The organism is Sandarakinorhabdus sp. (assembly GCF_041689835.1).
GTDB lineage: Bacteria > Pseudomonadota > Alphaproteobacteria > Sphingomonadales > Sphingomonadaceae > Sandarakinorhabdus.
The window spans coordinates 1-17,849 of record NZ_JBDNFM010000153.1 but is presented as its reverse complement, the minus strand read 5'-3'; the positions used below and the strand labels follow the sequence as shown (position 1 = coordinate 17,849).

Genomic DNA, 17,849 nt, shown 5'->3' with positions numbered 1-17,849 from the left:
GACCGTTACAACCGCGCCGCGTGCCAGCGCAGATGGTCCGCCACAAAGCTTTGCACGAACCAATAGCCATGGTCGTAACCCGCATGGCGGCGCAGGGTGAGCGGGATGCCGGCGCGCGCGCAGGCGGCCTCCAGCAACTCGGGGCGCAACTGCTCGGCCAGAAACTGATCCGCCTCACCCTGATCGACCAGCAGGTCTGCCACACGCGCGCCGCCGTCGATCAATGCGCAGGCATCGTGCGCCGCCCACGCAGCAGCATCGTCGCCGAGATACGCCGTCAGCGCCTTGAGCCCCCACGGCACCTGTGTGGGCGCAACAATCGGCGCGAACGCCGAAACGGATTTGAACCGCCCCGGGTGCGTGAGCGCCAGCGTCAGCGCGCCGTGCCCGCCCATGCTGTGGCCGGTGATGCCCTGCCGGGCCATGTCGGCGGGGAAATGCGCCGCGATCAACGCCGGCAGCTCGCCCGTCAACCACGTCCGCATCCGGAAATGCGGCGCCCACGGGGGTTGCGTGGCATCAAGATAGAAACTGGCGCCCTGCCCCATGTCCCACGCCGGATCATCGGCGACGCCTGTCCCGCGCGGCGACGTGTCGGGGGTGATAAGCATCAGGCCCAGTTCGGCGGCCAAAGCCTGCGCCCCGGCCTTGATGGCGAATGTTTCTTCGTTGCAGGTCAGGCCGGCCAGGCACCACAGCACGGGAAACGGCCCCACATTGTCCTTGGCGCCGGGCGGAACGAACACGCCAAAGCGCATCGCCGTGCCCGCCGCGCTGCTGGGGTGGCTGTGGAAGCTTTGCACGCCTCCATGACAGACCGCGCGGGCCAGCGTTTCCATCAGAACACCACAACGCTGCGGATGCTCTTGCCATCGTGCATCAGATCAAACGCCGTGTTGATGTCTTCAAGGGTCAGCACGTGCGTGATCATCGGATCGATGGCGATCTTGCCGTTCATGTACCAATCGACGATCTTCGGCACGTCGGTGCGGCCCTTGGCGCCGCCGAACGCGCTGCCTTTCCACACCCTGCCCGTCACCAGCTGAAACGGGCGCGTGGCGATTTCCTTGCCCGATTCGGCGACACCGATGATGATCGATTCGCCCCAGCCGCGGTGGCAGGCTTCGAGCGCGGTGCGCATCACGTCGGTGTTGCCGGTGCAATCGAAGGTGTAATCGGCGCCGCCATCAGTAAGCGCTACCAGATGCGCCACCAGATCGCCCGCCACGTCCTTGGGGTTGACGAAATCGGTCATGCCGAACTGTCGGCCCCAGCCCTCGCGATCTGGGTTGATGTCCACCCCCACGATCTGATCGGCCCCCACCAGCCGCAGGCCTTGGATGACATTGAGGCCGATGCCGCCCAAGCCAAAGACGATTGCCCGCGCGCCGGGTTCGACCTTGGCCGTATTGACCACCGCGCCTACGCCCGTCGTCACCCCGCAGCCGATGTAGCAAGCCTTGTCGAACGGCGCGTCGCTGCGGATTTTAGCGACCGCGATTTCGGGCAGCACGGTGAAGTTGGAAAAGGTCGAACAGCCCATGTAATGGAAAACAGGCTGGCACTTGAAGCTGAAGCGCGTCGTGCCATCGGGCATCAGGCCCCTGCCTTGCGTGGCGCGGATGGCGGTGCACAGGTTGGTCTTGCCGGAAAGGCAGCTTTTGCACTGCCGGCATTCAGGCGTATAAAGCGGGATTACGTGGTCGCCGACTGCCACGCTGATGACGCCGGCGCCCACTTCGCGCACGATGCCGGCGCCTTCGTGGCCCAGAATCGACGGGAAAATGCCTTCGCTGTCCTTGCCTTCCAGCGTGTAGGCATCGGTGTGGCAAATGCCGGTTGCCATGATTTCCACCAGCACTTCACCGGCCCGCGGCCCATCCAGATCAACTTCGACGATTTCGAGCGGCTGATTGGCGGCAAAGGCGACGGCGGCGCGGGTCTTCATGGCAAATCCCTTGTTGAATCGCAGCCACACTTGCCTTGGAAGCGCCCAAGTTGCCAAGGGTGAAAGGCTTGCTGCCAAGGGGCAAGGCTTGCTTTTTGGGGCTGTTCGCGCCATTGGGCAGGGCGGATGTGGCGCAATGCGACCAGCGGCCGATTTATCACAGGATCATTCATGCAGTTTGCCAGCGGATATCAGGCTTAACATGCCCAAAGAGGAAATCATCCGGATTGAAGGTGAAATCACCGAAATCCTGCCCGACGGGCGTTTTCGCGTGAAGCTGGAAAACGAACACGAGATCATTGCCTACACGGCCGGCAAGATGCGCAAGAACCGCATCCGCTCGATCGTTGGCGACCGCGTGCATGTCGAAATGACGCCCTATGATCTGGACAAGGGCCGCATCGTATTCCGCGAGAAGACGACGCCGATGCCCATGAATCAGCGGCGCTTTTTCCGCCGCTGACATTTGCCCATCAGCGGCGCTGTTTCCGCCGCTGGAATTTGCGTATCAGCGGCGCTTTTTCGTCCGCTGATGTGCCGAAGTCTGGTTTCGCGTAAAGTATATTTTAACGCGAAATTCACACGTTTGGGCCAAGATGGTCATTGCACTGCAGCATGGCTGTGGCACAGTGATTGCATGGCCCGTTATGTCGTCTCTTCGTTGAAATCCGCCATTACGCCGGCTGGTGCCGTGCTGGATCGGATTATCGGGCCTGGCTGGACGGCCACCCCATCCTCGCTGCTAGACCTGCTGGAAGGCGGCAGCCACGAATTCGTGCTGGAAGGCGGCGATCACTGGCTCGCCGCCCAGCCTGATGCACGAGGAGTCTTGCGAATCGTGGTGGTGGACGGCGCCGGCAACGAAGTGCAGGCCAATCTCCTGCCGCACTGGCAGATCGAGGACCATCGCCGCCGGCTCGATGTGCGCCGCAACTGGTGGCAACGACTTCTCGATCCTGACGCTGCCTGAGCAGCGGCGGCTTCAGCGGCGAACGCGGTCGCCCGGCTTCAGCCCGATGCGTTCAGCTTCGCCAGCGGCCAGCTCGATCACTTCGGCAGTGACACCGGCCGAATTCAGTACATTACGTGAATAGGGCTGGCCGCGCTGAACGTTCAGCACTCGCCCGACAGGGGAAACATAAATGAGATCGAGCGCCAGCGGCGTGTTTTCCATCCAGAAACCGGTGGCGCGCGGCGGCAGCATCGGAAATGCCATGCCGGTGCCGGGCGCAATGCGGTCACGGAACATCATCCCGCAGGCCTGCTGATCGGGCGTTGCCGCAATTTCCACCTTGTAGGCAAAGCGGCCCTTGGCGGTTTCGAACGCCACGCGCGCCGTGCGCAGGCCAGTGTTGGGGCAAGTTGCCGCTCTGGCCGGCGCTGATGGCAGCGCCAAGGTGGCCAGAATGAACAGGGCGAACTGGGTGCGTATCGAGCTTTTCACTCAGCCGTATTAGCCGGTTGTGCCGCCACCGCCAATGGTCCCTTGTGACCCGGCGCAATCCGCACTTCCAAGGCTTGGCCGGGCTGCAATTCGCCCAGCCCGGCCCGCCGCACGGTTTCCATGTGGATGAAAATATCTTCGGTGGTGTCTGGCCGCACCACGAAACCGTAGCCTTTCAGCCGGTTGAACCATTTCACCAGTGCCGGCTCGAACGGTCCGGCCGCCGCCAGCATGGCCTGAGGATTCACCCGATCGGCAGCGCGGGCAGCAGCAGTTTCTGGATCGGGACCAACCGCCGTGGTGAGATCAATATCGGTGATGCGCCGCGCCTGACGTCCGCGGTCGCGCGCCACCACGATGCAGGTGAGTGTTGCGCCCTCAGGCAAGGTGCGGCGGCCCAGCTCTCGTACCAGACTGAAATGCACCAGCACGTCCGCGCCATCGCCCGCCGATGGCACCATGAAACCGTAGCCGCGGACCGGATCGAACCACTTCATCGTGCCGCGCACGATAACTTCATCTGCGGCAAGGTCTGCGGCCGGCTGAGTGGCCTCCTCAGTGCTGTCCATTGTAATCCCCTGACCCAGCAACACACGTACCTGCACTCTCTACACACGCCAAATATTAACGGATAGTTTTCAAATCGCAATGATGCTTTTCGCGTCACGATTGACTTGTGATGTAGATTGGCATGGAAAAGGACGGGGCGGTGGCCGCCGCGTTGAATGGGAAAGAGAATTTATGGATCTTGCAGGATCGGTGGAAATCGCCAGCACGCGCCAGCGGCTGTGGGCGGCGCTGAACGATCCCGATGTGCTGGCGCGCTGCATCGACGGGGTGGAGCGGTTGACGCGCAGTGAAGGCGATGTGCCGGTGTTCGATGGCGAAATGCAGGCCAGAGTCGGGCCGGTGCGCGCGCGCTTTGCCGGCACGGTGCGGCTGGAGGATATCGTTGCGCCCGAACGCTATCGCCTGGTAGGCGAAGGCAAGGGCGGGCTGGCCGGCTTTGCCAAGGGCAGCGCCGATGTGGTGCTCACCGAACTGGGGCCGGCGCTGACCCAGCTCAATTACGTGGTGAAGGCGCAGGTGGGCGGCAAGCTGGCCCAGCTCGGCGCGCGGCTGGTGGAAGGTGCAGCCAAGCAATACGCCCAAAGCTTTTTCGCCAAGCTGAAGGCCGAAGTGGAAGGCGCTGATGGTGAACCCACCGCAGCACCGCCCGAATCCGCGATCGTGCCACCTTCCCAACCGGCGCCCGGCGGCGGCCTGTCGCCGTTGGCGTGGGGCACCGGCCTCATCCTGCTCACCCTGGCTTTCCTGATATGGCAACTGGCGTGATCGGCCGCGACGAGGATCTGGCAACACTGGCCGCCGCGCGCGGTTGGGCCAGCGCCGGCCACGGCGTCGCCATCGCCACGGTGATCACCACCTGGGGTTCTGCGCCGCGCCGTGAAGGCAGCCATCTTGCCGTGCGCGCCGATGGCCTGTTTGCCGGTAGCGTATCGGGCGGCTGCGTGGAGGCCGACGTGATCCTGGCCGCACAGGACATGATCGCGGCTGCGGCCGGCCACGCCGTGCTGGATTATGGCGTGGCCGACACCGTGGCCTGGTCGGCTGGGCTGGCCTGCGGCGGGCGCATTTCGATTTTGGTGCAGCGAATGGCCGATGATGCGCTGCCGCCGGAACTGGTGGATCAGGTGCTGGCCGCCACCGCCGCCGGGCAGCTGGCCGCGATCAGCAGCGATCCTGCCAGTGGCCGCGCCGAGGCCGGGGAAGCAGGGCCGTTCGTGCGCCGTTACCCGCCGCCGCGCCGGCTGTTCATCATCGGTGCCGTCCACATCGCGCAAGCGCTGGTGCCGCTCGCGCACGGGCTGGGGGTGGCGCAAACGGTGATCGATCCGCGCGGGCTGTTTGCGGCCGATGAGCGTTTTGGCGGGCTGGAACTTGACCGGCGCTGGCCCGATGAAGCACTGGCGGGGATGCTCAATCAGGCATCGGCCGTGGTCGCGCTCACCCACGATCCCAAGATCGATGATGTGGCGCTGGCCTGTGCGCTGCGCTCTTCCGCCCACTATGTCGCCGCATTGGGCAGCCGGAAAAACCATGCTGGCCGGCTGGAGCGGCTGGCGGCGCAAGGGTTTGGCCCGGACGACCTGGCACGCATCCACGGCCCGGCGGGACTTGCCATCGGCGCCAGCGGCCCTGCCGAAATCGCGTTGTCCATTGCCGCACAAATGACAGCGGCGTGGCGAAACGAGGCTGGGAGAAGTGCCCTGGCGGCATGAAGTTCGGCCCCATCCCGTTGGCGCAGGCCGCAGGCGCGCTCTTGGCGCACGGGCAGCAGATCGGTCGCCGCCGGCTCGCCAAGGGCCATGTTCTTGACGCCATCGATGTGGCCGAAGCCGCCGCCGCCGGGCTGATCGAGCTGGTCGTTGCCCGGCTGGAACCCGGCGATGTGGCCGAAGATGCAGCTGCTGCTGCGCTGGCCGCAGTGCTGGCTGGCCCGGGCTTGGCGGCGCTGGCACCGGTGCATGGCCGGGTGAATCTGGCTGCCGCCGCCGATGGCCTGTTCACCGTGCCGCCAGCCATGGTGGCTGCGGTCAATGCCGTCGATGAGGCGCTCACCTTGGCCACCCTTCCCGCCGGCACACGCGTGGCGGGTGGCGCCATCGTCGCCACCATCAAAACCATCCGCTATGCCGTGGCCCAAACCGCGATCGATGTTGCCATTGCCGCAGCGCGGCCACTGGCCGTCGCGGCCTTCCGCCCGCACCATGTCGCCCTGATTGCCACCACCCTGCCCGGCACCAGTACCAAGGCCCTGGCCAAGCTGGAACGAGTGACCGCCGCCCGCGTCGCGGCCTTGGGCGGCACGATGGAAATGCTGCCGCCCTGCCCGCATGACAGCACGGCGCTGGCCGCCCGTCTGACCGGGCACACGGCCGATCTGCTGCTGGTGGCGGGCGCATCGGCCACCGTTGATCGCGGCGACGTGATCCCGCAGGCGATTATCGCGGCAGGCGGCATGGTCGAGCGGCTGGGCATGCCCGTCGATCCCGGCAATCTGCTGGTGCTGGGCCGCATCGGCGCCTGCCCGGTGATCGGCCTGCCGGGCTGTGCCAAAAGCCCGAAGCGCAACGGGCTGGATCTCGTGCTGGAACGGCTCGCTGCCGGGCTGCCGGTGAGCGCGCAAACGATTGCTGCCATGGGTGACGGCGGCCTGCTGCCCGAAGCCGAACGCCCGGAACCGCGCGCCGCCGCCAGCGCGCCGGGAACAGTGGGCGCGGTCGTGCTTGCTGCCGGGCGGGCCAACCGGATGGGCGGGCCGCACAAATTGCTGGAGATGTGGCGCGGCGAGCCAATCATCGCGCATGTGGTGGGCGCGATTGCCGCTGCGGGGTTGCCGCCGCCGATCGTCGTACTCGGCCATCAAGGCGATGCGGTGCAAGCAGCGTTGGCGGACAGGCCCGCGCGCTTTGTCACCGCTGCCGATTGGGCCGACGGCATGGGCCGCAGCCTTGCCGCAGGAATCACCGCCGTTCCAGCCGATTGGGACGCGGCACTGGTGTTTCTGGCCGACATGCCGCGCATCGAATCCGAACTGATCACCGCGCTGACGCGCACGCCGGGGCAGGTGGTGCTGCCGTCGTGGGAAAGCCGGCGCGGCCACCCGGTACGCTGGCCGCGCGCTGCCTTCGCGCGCCTGATCGGCCTTGTCGGCGATGTTGGCGGCCGCGCGGTGATGGACGATTTCACGGTCACATCGGTGCCCGCACCGTCCGATTCGGTGCTTGACGACATCGATACCCCGGCTGCGCTGGCGGCCTTGCGCGAGCGCGGTTGATTATCTGCAATTGCATATTATCCTGTGGGCATGAACACTCGCCCACATGAGTCGCCCGGCTCCAGCCTGCCGCCGAGGCCGGCGGGGCTGTGCACGGCGGCCAAGGTGCGGCGATTGTCGCGCAAGGTCAGCCAGATTTATGATGAGGCGCTGGGGGCGCATGGCCTGACCATCGGCCAGTTTGGCTTGCTTGCCTGCCTGTCACGCCGGCGCGGGCTGGCCATCGGCGGCCTGGCACAGCAGCTGGCGGCGGATGCGTCCACCGTGTCGCGGCTGGTCAAACCGCTGGCTGGCGATGGCTTGCTGCGCATTGAGATCGACCCTACCGACCGGCGCGGGCGGCTGGTGTGGCTCACCGATGCCGGCCATGGCCGCCGCGCTGCTGCCCAGACCGGCTGGCACGCCGCACAGGACGTGGTTGAACAGCGCCTGGGCAGCGGGCGTCTCGCGGCGCTGCGCTTCATGCTCGATGAAGCGCACGAACGACTGGAGGCAGCTGAATGACTGCAATTGCATCCAATGGTGCGGCCATTGTGATTGGCGCGGGCGATGCGACCGGCGGCGCGGTGACGGCGGCGTTTGCGGCAACGGGGCTGACTGCTGTCCCCGTGCGGCGTTCTGTTGACGGGCTTGTGCCATTGGCTGCCGGCATCGTGGCCGCCGGCGGCGCCTGCGTGCCCATCGCTGCCGACGCCCGCGACGAAGACGCCATGATCGCGCTGTTTGACCGGGTGGAGCGCGAGATCGGCCCTATCGAGGTGTTGGTGTTCAACATCGGTGCCAATTCGCCGATGAGCATTCTGGATGAAACCGTGCGGCGATATCGCAAGATCCGGGAATTGTGCGCGCTGGCTGGCTTTATCACCGCCCGCGAAGCCGCCCGCCGCATGGTGCCGCGCGGCCGGGGCACCATCATCTTCACCGGCGCGACCGCCAGCTTGCGCGGTTCGGCAGGCTTTGCCGGCTTTTCGGGCGGCAAATTTGCACTGCGCAGCCTGGCGCAGGCGATGGCGCGCGAACTGGGGCCGAAGGGCTATCCATGTCGTCCACAGCATCATCGATGGCGCCATCGATACCGATTTCATCCGCAGCAATTTCCCTGAGCGATACGCGCTGAAGGATGAAGACGGCATTCTGGATCCCGAAGCCATCGCGGCGGAATATGTGCGATTGCACCGGCAGCCGCGCTCCGCGTGGACGCACGAGCTTGATCTGCGGCCGTGGATTGAACGCTGGTGATCGAACGCTGGTAACAAAGGAGAACTGCCATGCCCCACCCCATCGAATTCCTGTTCGACGTCGGTTCGCCCACGGCCTATCTGGCCTGGCACCGGCTGAAAGACGTGGCAGCGCGCACGGGGGCGGCGCTGGTACCGGTGCCGATCCTGCTGGGCGGCGTTTTCAAGGCCACCGGCGGCAGCCCGCCCGGCATGATCGCCGCCAAGGGCCGTTGGATGAACGAGGACATGGCAAGGTGGGCGGCGCGCGATGGCCGGGCGCTGGTGATGAACCCGTTTTTCCCGGTCAACACGCTTGCCCTGATGCGCATATTGGCCGGGCTGCAGGGCGATGAACGCTTTGATGCCGCGACTGACACGCTGTTTGCCGGGATGTGGAACCAAGGGCGCAACATGGCCGATGCCGAGGTGCTCGCCGCCACGCTGACCGAAGCTGGCCACGATGCCGGCGCCCTGCTGGCGCTGGCGCAAAGCCCGGAGGCCAAGCAGCGCCTGATCGCCAACACGGAAGGCGCCGTGGCGCGCGGGGTGTTTGGTGCGCCCACCTGTTTTGTAAACGGCCAGATGCATTTCGGTCAGGATCGGATCGATTGGGTGGAGGCGGCGGCGGTGGGGTGAGCTGACCCCTCACCCCGCTCGGCTTTGCCGAGTCGACCCTCTCCCGCAAGGGGAGAGGGAACAAAAGAAAAGGCCCGGCAGGTTTCCCTGCCGGGCCTTGGTTTTCAGTCAGCCTGCCTGATTAATCACGGTTGCCCATGAAGCTGAGCAGGAACTGGAACAGGTTGATGAAGTTCAGATACAGGGTGAGCGCGCCCATGATAGCGAACTTGCCTGCCATATCGCTGCCCTGCACCTGATAATACATCTCGCGCAGGCGCTGGGTGTCGTAGGCGGTGAGGCCCGCGAAGATCAGCACGCCCAGGATGTTCACCGCCAACTGCAAGCCGCTGGAACCGATGAAGATATTGGCAATCGACGCGACGATGATGCCGATCAGGCCCATCATCAGGAAGCGGCCCATCGCCGACAAATCCTTCTTGGTGGTGTAGCCATAAAGGCTGAGGCCAGCGAACGAGGCCGCCGTCACGAAGAAGGTCTGCGCGATCGACGCGCCGGTGTAACGGGCGAAAATAACGCTCATCGACACGCCCATCAGCGCAGCAAAGCCCCAGAACAAGCCCTTGAGCGTCGTTTCGCTCATGCGATTGAGGCCGAAGTTCATGCCCAGGATCATCGCCAGCGGCGACAGCATGGCAACCCAGCCGAGGATAGTGGGGCGGCCGATTTCATTAAAGAACACCGCAAACAGCGCCGGGGTCGAATAGATTACCAGTGCCACGATGCCGGTGAGCAGCACGCCCGACGCCATGTAGTTGTAGATGCTGAGCATGTAGCTGCGCAGCCCGGCATCAAAACCGGCGTCTGTTGGGGCCTGGGCCCGGAAGGCACCGAGCCGGGGGTCCATGTTGTTGGCCATGCGAAATTTCCTCCTGCGGCCGGCGGGTGGCCGGTTACCTGATCAATATCGGGCATCTTGCCTGAATTTTCAATGACTGACCATTACCGCGTTGCAATCATAACTGTCGCAGCACCGAAGCCGGCCGCGCCGACAATGCCCGCCAGTTGCCGGCAAGGCCCAGCACCACTGTAACCACGGCGCCCACCCCGACAGTGATCAGAACGCGCGGCCAATCGGGTGTCCAATCCAGCTTGAAAATCCAGGTGACGACAAACCAGCCGGCTGTGCTGCCCAGCACCAGCGCCAGCGCCGACACGATGGCGGCAAGCAGGCCATATTCGGCCAGCGTTGCCAGTGCGACCTGGCCGCGCGTTGCGCCCAGAAGTTTCAGCAGCACCGCATCATAGGTTCGCGCCCGCGCGCCGGCGGCCAGCGCACCCACCAGCACAGCAATGCCGGCCGCCACCGTGACGCTGGCTGCAGCGCGGATGGCGGCGGAAAGCTGGCCCAACAATATCTGCACCTGGCCGATCACATCCTTCACCCGCACCACCGATGCCGTGGGAAAGCGGGCGGACAGCGCGCGGGCAACGCCGCGTTCGGTATCGGCCGGCACCTGCACGGTGGCCATCCAGCCGTGCGGGGCGGCTTCCAGCGCGCCGGGGGCAAATAATATGGCAAAGTTGAAGCCCATCGATTGCCAATCAATCTTCCGCGTGTTGGCGATGCGGGCGGTGATATCGACGCCCAGAACCGAAACGCTGATGCTGTCGCCGATCTTGAGCCCCAGCGCCGTGGCGGCATCATCGTCGATCGAAACCAGCGGCGGCCCGGCATAATCCCGCGGCCACCATTTGCCCGTAACCAGCGTGTTGGCTTCGGGAAAATCCGCCGCATACGACAGGCCGCGATCACCGCGCAAAATCCACGCTTCCGGCCCGGCCTTGATCTGCTGCGCCGGCACGCCGTTCACTGCCGTGATCGGCCCGCGCAAGGACGGCACGATCACCGTGCGCCCGCCTGGCGCGGCGGTTGCCACCAGATCGGCAAAGGCAGTTTTTTGATCGTTGGGAATATCCAGCACGAAGAAATTGGGTGCCTTGGCCGGGATGGTGCGGTTGATCTGGCTGGCCAGATTGCCTTCGATCGTGGCCAGCGTCGCAAATAACGTCAGGCCCAGGCCCAGTGCAACCACCAGATTGCGGGTGGGGGCGCCAGGGCGGTGCAGATTAGCCAGCGCCAGCCGCATCAGCGTGCTTTTTGGCTTGGGGGCGCGCGCCGCCAGCCACTTCACGCCGGCCGCCAGCGCCCACAGCACGGCAATCAACCCAAGGGCTCCGGCCAGAAAGCCCATTACCAGCAACTGCTGATCGGCAAGCGCCACCACCAGCACCAGCACGGACGCTGCCGCTGCCGCGATGATGGCCAGCGTGGCGGCACCGGGCCGGGCGCGCTTTTCAGTCAGGCTGCGCAGCAGGCGGGCAGCCGGCATGCCTGCGCCTTCGGCCAGCGGCCACAGCGCGAACGACAGCGCGATGGCAAGGCCATACCACGCCGCCTGCGCCAGCGCGCCCCACTGCAGCGAAGTGGCGGGCGGCACTGGCAGGCTGGACGCGGCGAACTGCGCGACAGCCGCTGGCGTGGCCGCACCGATGGCCAGCCCGATCAACACAGCCACCGACGACACCAGCGCCAGTTGCCACAGATAGACGGCACGCACCGTGGCGCTATCGGCGCCCAGCACTTTCAGCGTGGCGATGGTGCGGGTGCGCGCGCCCAGATAGGCCGAAACGCCGCCAGCCACGCCAACGCCGGCCACCACCAGCGCGGTGAGGCCGACAAGGCTGAGAAACTGGCCCAATTGGGTAACGAAATTGCGGGTGCCGGGTGCGCCATTGCTGCGATCGCGCACGCGCCCCCCACCGTTGCCACCATCCCCGGCCACCGCCTCAAGCCGCTGCCGCGCCGCATCCACCGACACACCGGGTTTCAATTTCACGCGCAATTCGCTGGTATAAAGGCTGCCCAGCGTGATGAGCTGCGCGCGCTCCAGATCCTGCGCGGAAACCACCAGCCCGGGGCCGAAACCGAAACCGTCGCCGGCGCGATCAGGCTCCTGTGCCAGCGTGCCGGCATAGGTGAGCGTTGCTTGCCCCAATTGCAGCTTGTCGCCGGGCTTGAGGCCCAATTTGTCGGCGAGCGCGGGCTGGGCAGCGGCCATGCCGGGGCCAAATTTTTCGCTGCTTTCCAGCACGACGCTGCCATACAGCGGCCAGCTCGCATCGACCGCCTTCACTTCGGCCAACACGCTGTCGCCGCCATCGACACGGCTAACCATGCCACGCAATTTTACCACATCGCCCACGGTGCCGATTTCAGCAGCGGCCGCGCGCTGCGCAGCAGACGGCATCCGCCCCGACAGGCGCAGCGCCACATCGCCGCCCATCAAAAACTGGCCGCGTTCGGCCAGGCCGGCGTTGATCGCGCTGGCCAGGCTGCCAACACCGGCCAGCGCCGCAACGCCGAGCACCAGGCACACTGCCAGAATGCGCAAGCCGGCGAGCCCGCCGCGCAGTTCGCGCAGCGCAAGGCGCAAGGCGAGGCTGGGCGAAAGGCTCAGAGTACTTCCGCCAGCAGGCCGGTCATCGCAGTCCACGAACGGCGATCGGCATCGGGGTCATACATGGCAGTGCCGGGCGAATTGGCGCCTTCGTTGGTGAAACTGTGAAAGGCGCGGCCATAGGCATGGATTTGCCAATCGGCGCCGGCCGCGGTCAATTCGGCGGCGAGCGCGTGGTGATCCTGCGGCGGGGTGTAGGGATCTTCCCAGCCGTGCAGTGCCAGCACCTTGGCGGTGATCGGGCCCTGCGCACCCAGATTGGGCGTGCCATAAATGCCGTGAAAGCTCACCGCCGCCTTGATGCGTGCATCGCCCGAGCGCGCCACATCGAGCGCGCACAGGCCGCAAAAACAATAACCGATGATGGCCATCCGGCTGGCATCCACCTGCGACAGGGCGGCGGCGGCATCGACAGCGGCAAGCAGGCGTTGACGCAGCGCGGCGCGGTCCTGCACCCACGGGCCCATCAGGGCGCTGTTGTCACCCGCCGGATCGCCGCGTCGGCCTTTGCCGTACACGTCGATAGCCATGGCAGCATAGCCCAGCGCGGCGAGACGATCGGCTTGCCGGTTGTCGAACGCGGTTTGGCCGACCCAGTTGGGCGCGATCAGCACGCAGGGATGCTGGCCAGCGCCGGCCGGCAGCGCCAGATAGGCTTCCAGTTCGTCGGTGCCATCGAAATAGCTGAACGCAGTCATGATTTGTCCTTCAGTCGTCGGTATCTTACGAGGCAGCTTGCGCCAGGTTCATGCGGTCGCTGGCGATCAGCCCATCGCGCATGGTGATGATCCGGTCGCACAGCGGCGCGAGTTCGGCATCGTGGGTAATCAGCACCAACGTCGCGCCGGTTTCGGCGAGGCGGGCAAACAGCAATTCGATGATGGCGGCGCCGGTGGCGGCATCAAGATTGCCGGTAGGTTCATCGGCAAAGATCAGCGCCGGGCGGCCAACGAGCGCGCGGGCGATGGCAACGCGCTGCTGCTCCCCGCCCGAAAGCTGGGTGGGATAATGGTGCAACCGGTGGCCGAGGCCAACGCCTTCGAGTTCGGCTTGCGCGCGCGCCTGCGGGTGCGATTCGCCGGCCAATTCCAGCGGCACGGCGACATTTTCCAGCGCGGTCATGGTGGGGATGAGGTGGAACGCCTGCAACACGATACCAATGCGGCCGCGGCGGGCGCGGGCCAGGCCGTCTTCATCCATGCGGGTAAAATCGGCGCCGGCCACGATCACCTTGCCGCTGGTCGCCCGCTCCATCCCCGACAGCACGGCCATGGCCGATGATTTTCCGGAACCCGATGGGCCAAGAATGGCAAGGCGCTGCCCGGCGGGCACGTCGATGGTCAGCCCGCGCAGCACATCGACTGCGGCATCGCCGCTGCCCAGCCGCAGGGTGACATCGCTGGCCTGTATCACCATATGGCTGTTCATCATGTCTCGCACGGCTGAAAGGATTCGAGTCTTGCACGAATTAGGTGTTCGCAGGCCGTATTACCAGATGGCAGTGGCCATTTGCGCGCTGTTCATGTCGCAGGCGGCCCCCACCACCCCTGCATCGGCACGGCCACTTGTGGTGCTGGCTTACGGCGATTCACTCACCGCTGGATATCAGCTGGCGCCGGGCCAAGGCTTTGCGCCGCAACTGCAAAAGGCGCTGAAGGCAAAAGGGCGCAGCGTGACCGTGATCGGTGCCGGCGTGTCGGGCGATACCAGCACGCAAGGCCGCGCGCGGGTGAACTGGGTGCTGGCAGGCATGAAGCAAAAGCCCGATCTGGTGGTACTGGAACTGGGTGCCAACGACATGCTGCGCGGCCAGCCGCCCAAAACCGCCAAGGCCAATCTTGATGCGATGGTCAAGGCATTCCAGGGTAAAGGCGCCCGCGTGCTGGTGGCGGGGATGCGCGCCAACCCGACCATGGGCAAGGCCTATGTAACCGAATTCGAAGGCCTGTTCCCGGCCGTGGCACGCGCCAATGGGGCTGCGCTGTATCCGTTCTTTCTCGACGGAGTCGCCGCCCAGCCCAAGTTGCTGCTGGGCGATGGCCTGCACCCCAATGCAAGGGGCGTTCAGGTGATGGTGAGCCGTATCCTGCCGGCGGTGGAGCGTGAGCTTGCGCTGGTGAAGTGAGGCGCGAGGCCAGCGGGAGAGGATGGCGAACGAGGATGGCGGGCGAGGATGGCGGGCGAGGATGGCGGCGATTGCACCATCCTTGCCCGCCGGTCCTGATTACGCCGCTTCGCTGCCCTTCCAGCTGAGCACTGGTTTGCGCGCGGCCTGCGTTTCATCAAGTCGGCGGCGCGGCGCGAAATGCGGGGCGCTGCGCCAAGCATCGGGATCGGCCAGCATCTGCGTTGCGACATGGCGCATCGCGCCGATCAGCTGATCCAGGTTGGCCTTGCTTTCGGTTTCGGTGGGTTCCACCAGCATGGCACCGTGGACGACGAGCGGGAAATACACCGTCATCGGGTGGAAGCCTTCGTCGATCAGTGCCTTGGCCAGATCCAGCGTGGTCAGCCCCACACCCGACAGGAAATCATCCGAAAACAGCGCTTCGTGCATGCACGGCCCAGTGCTGGCGAACGGCGCGGTGTAGATATCCTTCAGGCTGGCCAGGATATAATTGGCGTTGAGCACGGCATCTTCCGCCACCTGGCGCAGGCCATCGGCACCGTGGCTCATCATGTAGCTGAGCGCGCGGACGAACATGCCCATCTGGCCGTGGAAGGCCACCATGCGCCCGAAACTGTCGGGCGCGGCGGTGGCGGCGATATCTTCCTCCACCAGTTCCCGGCCTGTCGCAGTTTTGCGCACGAACGGGATCGGTGCAAACGGCGCCAAGGCGGCCGACAGCACAACCGGGCCAGAACCCGGCCCGCCGCCGCCGTGGGGCGTGCTGAACGTCTTGTGCAGATTGATGTGCATGGCATCGACGCCCAGATCGCCGGGGCGCACGCGGCCGACGATGGCGTTGAAGTTGGCACCGTCGCAATACACATAACCGCCGGCGGCGTGGACTGCGTCGGAAATCGTTTTCAAATCAGGCTCGAACAGGCCGCAGGTGTTGGGATTGGTGATCATCACTGCCGCCACATCAGGGCCAAGCCGGGCGAGCAGCGCATCGAGATCGACCCGCCCGCGGGCATTGGCCGGGATGTTTTCCACAACGAAGCCGCAAAAGGCGGCCGTGGCCGGATTGGTGCCATGCGCCGATTCCGGCACCAGCACCACGCGCCGCATATCGCCGCGCGCATCCAGCGCCGCACGAATGGCGACCATGCCGCACAATTCGCCGTGAGCGCCGGCCTTGGGGCTCATGGCAACGGCGGGCATGCCGGTCAGCTTCATCAGCCAATCGGCCAGCACATCGATCAGTTCCAGCGCGCCCTGCACGGTGGATTGCGGCTGCAGCGGGTGAATATCGGCAAAGCCGGGCAGCCGCGCCATTTTTTCATTCAGGCGCGGATTGTGCTTCATCGTGCACGAACCCAGCGGGAAGATGCCCAGATCGATGGCATAATTCTGCCGCGACAGCCGCGTGTAGTGGCGCACAGTTTCGGGTTCGGAAAAGCCTGGCAGGCCGATGGCGGCATCACGGCCTAGGCCGCCCAGACGATCAGGCACGAGCGGCACCGGCGGCAGATCGACGCCGGTACGGTCCAGCCCGCCGCGTTCGAACAGCAGGGCTTCTTCGAGCATCAGCGCCTTGTTGCCGGTATAGGTTTCAGCAACAGCGCCGGTGCCAGTGACCAGGCGCGTGGGACGGCCAACATTGTTCATTGGTGATCCGTTCTGGGGCGAGTTGTTCTGGGGAGTCGTCATTTCGCCATCACCTCATCAAGCGCGTCCTCGAACGCGTCAAAATCCTCATCCGTCGCGGTTTCGGTCACCGCCACGATCATGCCGTTCGTCAGCGCCTTCTCGCTCGGCCACAGCCGGCCCAGCGACACGCCGCCAAGCACGCCCTTTTCCGCCAGCTTGCGCACCACGGGGCGGGCTTCACGGCCCAGATCGAGCGTGAACTCGTTGAAGAACGCCCCGTTGAGCAGGGTGACGCCGGGCATGCGGCCCAGCCGTTCCGCCAATTGGACGGCGCGGGCATGATTAAGCGCCGCAAGGTGGCGCAGGCCCTTTTCGCCCAGCAGCGTCAGGTGCACCGAAAACGCCAGCGCGATCAGGCCGGAATTGGTGCAGATGTTGCTGGTCGCCTTCTCGCGGCGGATATGCTGTTCGCGGGTGGACAGGGTGAGCACGAAGCCGCGCTTGCCGCTGGCATCGACGGTTTCGCCGCACAGGCGGCCCGGCATCTGGCGCACATGCTTGTCGCGGCAGGCAAACAGGCCAAGATACGGCCCGCCAAACGTGAGCCCGGCACCCAGCGACTGGCCTTCGCCAACCACGATATCGGCGCCCATCTCGCCCGGCGACTTGATTGCACCGAGCGAGACGATTTCGGTGACCACAACGATCAGCAGCGCGCCGGCGGCGTGGCAGGCATCCGCCAGCGGCGAGAGATCGGCGATGTGGCCGAACAGATTGGGGTTTTGCACCACCACGCAGCTGGTATCGCCGTCGATGGAGGCGATGAGGCTGGACAGGTCATCACCGGGCGCGCCTTGGGTGAACTTGGGCACGCCGGCTTCCACGACGTCGCCGGTGAAGCGAGTGAGCGTTTTGAGCACCGACGTGTAGTGCGGGTGAACGCCGGCCGAAACCAGGCACTTGGGCTTGCGCGTGATGCGCCGCGCCATGAACACGGCTTCGGTCATCGCGGTGGAACCGTCATACATCGACGCGTTGGCCACTTCCATGCCGGTGAGGCGGGCCACCTGGCTTTGAAATTCGAACAACACCTGCAGCGTGCCCTGCGCGATTTCCGGCTGGTACGGCGTGTAGGCGGTGAGGAACTCGCCGCGCTGGATCACCATATCGACCGTGGCCGGCACGTGATGTTTATAGGCGCCGCAGCCAACGAAGAACGGCGAGGTGCTGGCCGTGGCGTTTTTGCCGGCCATTTTCACCAACGCGCGTTCCACCGCCATTTCGCTGGCGTGGTTCGGCAGGCCCGCAATCGGGCCGGGCAGTACGGCTTCGGCGGGCACATCGCTGAACAAATCGTCGATGCTGGCAGCGCCGATGGTGGCCAGCATGGCCGTGCGGTCAGCCGTGGAGAGAGGGAGGTAACGCAAGGGGGCTTACTCCGGGAGGTGAGCGGAAAAACGAATGCGGACGTAATCGGCGATCCACTGGCCATCGGCGGCTTGCAGGGTGGGCGCGAGCAGGGCGACGGTTTCGGTGATGATC

Annotated in this window: 19 protein-coding genes; 9 read left to right on the top strand and 10 right to left on the bottom strand. The window is 65.5% G+C overall.

Going from position 1 to position 17,849, the window contains the following annotated elements; genetic code table 11:
• Positions 1-5 precede the first annotated feature (5 nt).
• Both fghA and ACESL8_RS08495 read right to left on the bottom strand, forming a co-directional pair.
• On the bottom strand, positions 6-839 hold the full coding sequence (gene fghA / locus ACESL8_RS08500; protein ID WP_372917804.1) for an S-formylglutathione hydrolase: 834 nt from the start codon (positions 837-839) through the stop codon (positions 6-8).
• Positions 839-1,948: an S-(hydroxymethyl)glutathione dehydrogenase/class III alcohol dehydrogenase gene (locus ACESL8_RS08495; protein ID WP_372917802.1), complete on the bottom strand. Its 1,110-nt coding sequence runs from the start codon at positions 1,946-1,948 to the stop codon at positions 839-841. Before ACESL8_RS08495 ends, fghA begins: the two co-directional genes overlap by 1 nt.
• Positions 1,949-2,150: 202 nt before the next feature.
• On the opposite strand from ACESL8_RS08495, the gene infA reads away from it, so the two are divergent.
• Both infA and ACESL8_RS08485 read left to right on the top strand, forming a co-directional pair.
• Positions 2,151-2,411 carry a translation initiation factor IF-1 gene (gene infA / locus ACESL8_RS08490; protein ID WP_017668801.1) on the top strand — a complete coding sequence of 87 codons (261 nt, stop codon included), beginning with the start codon at positions 2,151-2,153 and terminating at the stop codon, positions 2,409-2,411.
• Between the two features lie 174 nt (positions 2,412-2,585).
• Positions 2,586-2,918: a hypothetical protein gene (locus ACESL8_RS08485; protein ID WP_372917800.1), complete on the top strand. Its 333-nt coding sequence runs from the start codon at positions 2,586-2,588 to the stop codon at positions 2,916-2,918.
• A gap of 12 nt (positions 2,919-2,930) precedes the next feature.
• Here the strand turns inward: ACESL8_RS08485 and ACESL8_RS08480 are convergent, their stop codons facing one another.
• Together ACESL8_RS08480 and ACESL8_RS08475 are read right to left on the bottom strand one after the other, a co-directional pair.
• The gene (locus ACESL8_RS08480; protein WP_372917798.1) at positions 2,931-3,392 is read right to left on the bottom strand and encodes a DUF192 domain-containing protein; all 462 of its coding nucleotides are present in this window, start codon (positions 3,390-3,392) and stop codon (positions 2,931-2,933) included.
• Complete coding sequence (locus tag ACESL8_RS08475) at positions 3,389-3,961, bottom strand: cold-shock protein (protein ID WP_372917796.1); 573 nt, start codon at positions 3,959-3,961, stop codon at positions 3,389-3,391. Before ACESL8_RS08475 ends, ACESL8_RS08480 begins: the two co-directional genes overlap by 4 nt.
• A gap of 172 nt (positions 3,962-4,133) precedes the next feature.
• On the opposite strand from ACESL8_RS08475, the gene ACESL8_RS08470 reads away from it, so the two are divergent.
• The 6 genes from ACESL8_RS08470 to ACESL8_RS08445 all read left to right on the top strand — a co-directional run bounded on the left by ACESL8_RS08470 (position 4,134) and on the right by ACESL8_RS08445 (position 9,089).
• Positions 4,134-4,727 carry a CoxG family protein gene (locus tag ACESL8_RS08470; RefSeq protein ID WP_372917794.1) on the top strand — a complete coding sequence of 198 codons (594 nt, stop codon included), beginning with the start codon at positions 4,134-4,136 and terminating at the stop codon, positions 4,725-4,727.
• The gene (locus tag ACESL8_RS08465) at positions 4,712-5,674 is read left to right on the top strand and encodes an XdhC family protein (RefSeq protein WP_372917792.1); all 963 of its coding nucleotides are present in this window, start codon (positions 4,712-4,714) and stop codon (positions 5,672-5,674) included. The genes ACESL8_RS08470 and ACESL8_RS08465 overlap by 16 nt, the downstream gene beginning before the upstream one ends.
• Positions 5,671-7,233, top strand: a complete 1,563-nt coding sequence (locus ACESL8_RS08460; RefSeq protein ID WP_372917790.1) for an NTP transferase domain-containing protein — start codon at positions 5,671-5,673, stop codon at positions 7,231-7,233. Before ACESL8_RS08465 ends, ACESL8_RS08460 begins: the two co-directional genes overlap by 4 nt.
• 30 nt (positions 7,234-7,263) lie before the next feature.
• Positions 7,264-7,737 (top strand): MarR family winged helix-turn-helix transcriptional regulator, encoded by a 474-nt coding sequence (locus ACESL8_RS08455; protein WP_372917788.1) that lies wholly within the window; start codon positions 7,264-7,266, stop codon positions 7,735-7,737.
• A complete protein-coding gene (locus ACESL8_RS08450; protein ID WP_372917786.1) occupies positions 7,734-8,336 on the top strand; it encodes an SDR family NAD(P)-dependent oxidoreductase in 603 nt (200 codons plus the stop codon). The genes ACESL8_RS08455 and ACESL8_RS08450 overlap by 4 nt, the downstream gene beginning before the upstream one ends.
• A gap of 165 nt (positions 8,337-8,501) precedes the next feature.
• Positions 8,502-9,089, top strand: coding sequence for a 2-hydroxychromene-2-carboxylate isomerase (locus tag ACESL8_RS08445; protein WP_372917784.1), 588 nt, complete (start codon positions 8,502-8,504; stop codon positions 9,087-9,089).
• A gap of 121 nt (positions 9,090-9,210) precedes the next feature.
• On the opposite strand, the gene ACESL8_RS08440 is transcribed toward ACESL8_RS08445, so the two are convergent.
• From ACESL8_RS08440 to ACESL8_RS08425, 4 genes are all read right to left on the bottom strand, one after another.
• Complete coding sequence (locus ACESL8_RS08440; protein ID WP_372917782.1) at positions 9,211-9,948, bottom strand: Bax inhibitor-1/YccA family protein; 738 nt, start codon at positions 9,946-9,948, stop codon at positions 9,211-9,213.
• Positions 9,949-10,045: 97 nt separating this feature from the next.
• Positions 10,046-12,526, bottom strand: a complete 2,481-nt coding sequence (locus ACESL8_RS08435; protein WP_372917780.1) for an ABC transporter permease — start codon at positions 12,524-12,526, stop codon at positions 10,046-10,048.
• Between the two features lie 20 nt (positions 12,527-12,546).
• On the bottom strand, positions 12,547-13,248 hold the full coding sequence (locus ACESL8_RS08430; protein WP_372917778.1) for a dienelactone hydrolase family protein: 702 nt from the start codon (positions 13,246-13,248) through the stop codon (positions 12,547-12,549).
• Between the two features lie 25 nt (positions 13,249-13,273).
• Positions 13,274-13,978: an ABC transporter ATP-binding protein gene (locus ACESL8_RS08425; protein ID WP_372917826.1), complete on the bottom strand. Its 705-nt coding sequence runs from the start codon at positions 13,976-13,978 to the stop codon at positions 13,274-13,276.
• 67 nt (positions 13,979-14,045) lie between these two features.
• On the opposite strand from ACESL8_RS08425, the gene ACESL8_RS08420 reads away from it, so the two are divergent.
• Complete coding sequence (locus ACESL8_RS08420) at positions 14,046-14,675, top strand: arylesterase (protein WP_372917776.1); 630 nt, start codon at positions 14,046-14,048, stop codon at positions 14,673-14,675.
• Between the two features lie 99 nt (positions 14,676-14,774).
• Here ACESL8_RS08420 and gcvPB read toward each other — a convergent pair whose 3' ends face one another.
• Both gcvPB and gcvPA read right to left on the bottom strand, forming a co-directional pair.
• A complete protein-coding gene (gene gcvPB, locus ACESL8_RS08415) occupies positions 14,775-16,325 on the bottom strand; it encodes an aminomethyl-transferring glycine dehydrogenase subunit GcvPB (protein WP_372917824.1) in 1,551 nt (516 codons plus the stop codon).
• Positions 16,326-16,363: 38 nt separating this feature from the next.
• Positions 16,364-17,734: an aminomethyl-transferring glycine dehydrogenase subunit GcvPA gene (gene gcvPA / locus ACESL8_RS08410; RefSeq protein WP_372917774.1), complete on the bottom strand. Its 1,371-nt coding sequence runs from the start codon at positions 17,732-17,734 to the stop codon at positions 16,364-16,366.
• Positions 17,735-17,849 lie beyond the last annotated feature (115 nt).

Bases quoted from the DNA above. Each gene is read 5' to 3' on its own strand.
- fghA (WP_372917804.1), bottom strand. From the start codon at position 839: ATGGAAACGCTGGCCCGCGCGGTCTGTCATGGAGGCGTGCAAAGCTTC.
- ACESL8_RS08495 (WP_372917802.1), bottom strand. From the start codon at position 1,948: ATGAAGACCCGCGCCGCCGTCGCCTTTGCCGCCAATCAGCCGCTCGAA.
- infA (WP_017668801.1), top strand. From the start codon at position 2,151: ATGCCCAAAGAGGAAATCATCCGGATTGAAGGTGAAATCACCGAAATC.
- ACESL8_RS08485 (WP_372917800.1), top strand. From the start codon at position 2,586: ATGGCCCGTTATGTCGTCTCTTCGTTGAAATCCGCCATTACGCCGGCT.
- ACESL8_RS08475 (WP_372917796.1), bottom strand. From the start codon at position 3,961: ATGGACAGCACTGAGGAGGCCACTCAGCCGGCCGCAGACCTTGCCGCA.
- ACESL8_RS08470 (WP_372917794.1), top strand. From the start codon at position 4,134: ATGGATCTTGCAGGATCGGTGGAAATCGCCAGCACGCGCCAGCGGCTG.
- ACESL8_RS08465 (WP_372917792.1), top strand. From the start codon at position 4,712: ATGGCAACTGGCGTGATCGGCCGCGACGAGGATCTGGCAACACTGGCC.
- ACESL8_RS08460 (WP_372917790.1), top strand. From the start codon at position 5,671: ATGAAGTTCGGCCCCATCCCGTTGGCGCAGGCCGCAGGCGCGCTCTTG.
- ACESL8_RS08455 (WP_372917788.1), top strand. From the start codon at position 7,264: ATGAACACTCGCCCACATGAGTCGCCCGGCTCCAGCCTGCCGCCGAGG.
- ACESL8_RS08450 (WP_372917786.1), top strand. From the start codon at position 7,734: ATGACTGCAATTGCATCCAATGGTGCGGCCATTGTGATTGGCGCGGGC.
- ACESL8_RS08445 (WP_372917784.1), top strand. From the start codon at position 8,502: ATGCCCCACCCCATCGAATTCCTGTTCGACGTCGGTTCGCCCACGGCC.
- ACESL8_RS08440 (WP_372917782.1), bottom strand. From the start codon at position 9,948: ATGGCCAACAACATGGACCCCCGGCTCGGTGCCTTCCGGGCCCAGGCC.
- ACESL8_RS08430 (WP_372917778.1), bottom strand. From the start codon at position 13,248: ATGACTGCGTTCAGCTATTTCGATGGCACCGACGAACTGGAAGCCTAT.
- ACESL8_RS08425 (WP_372917826.1), bottom strand. From the start codon at position 13,978: ATGAACAGCCATATGGTGATACAGGCCAGCGATGTCACCCTGCGGCTG.
- ACESL8_RS08420 (WP_372917776.1), top strand. From the start codon at position 14,046: ATGGCAGTGGCCATTTGCGCGCTGTTCATGTCGCAGGCGGCCCCCACC.
- gcvPB (WP_372917824.1), bottom strand. From the start codon at position 16,325: ATGAACAATGTTGGCCGTCCCACGCGCCTGGTCACTGGCACCGGCGCT.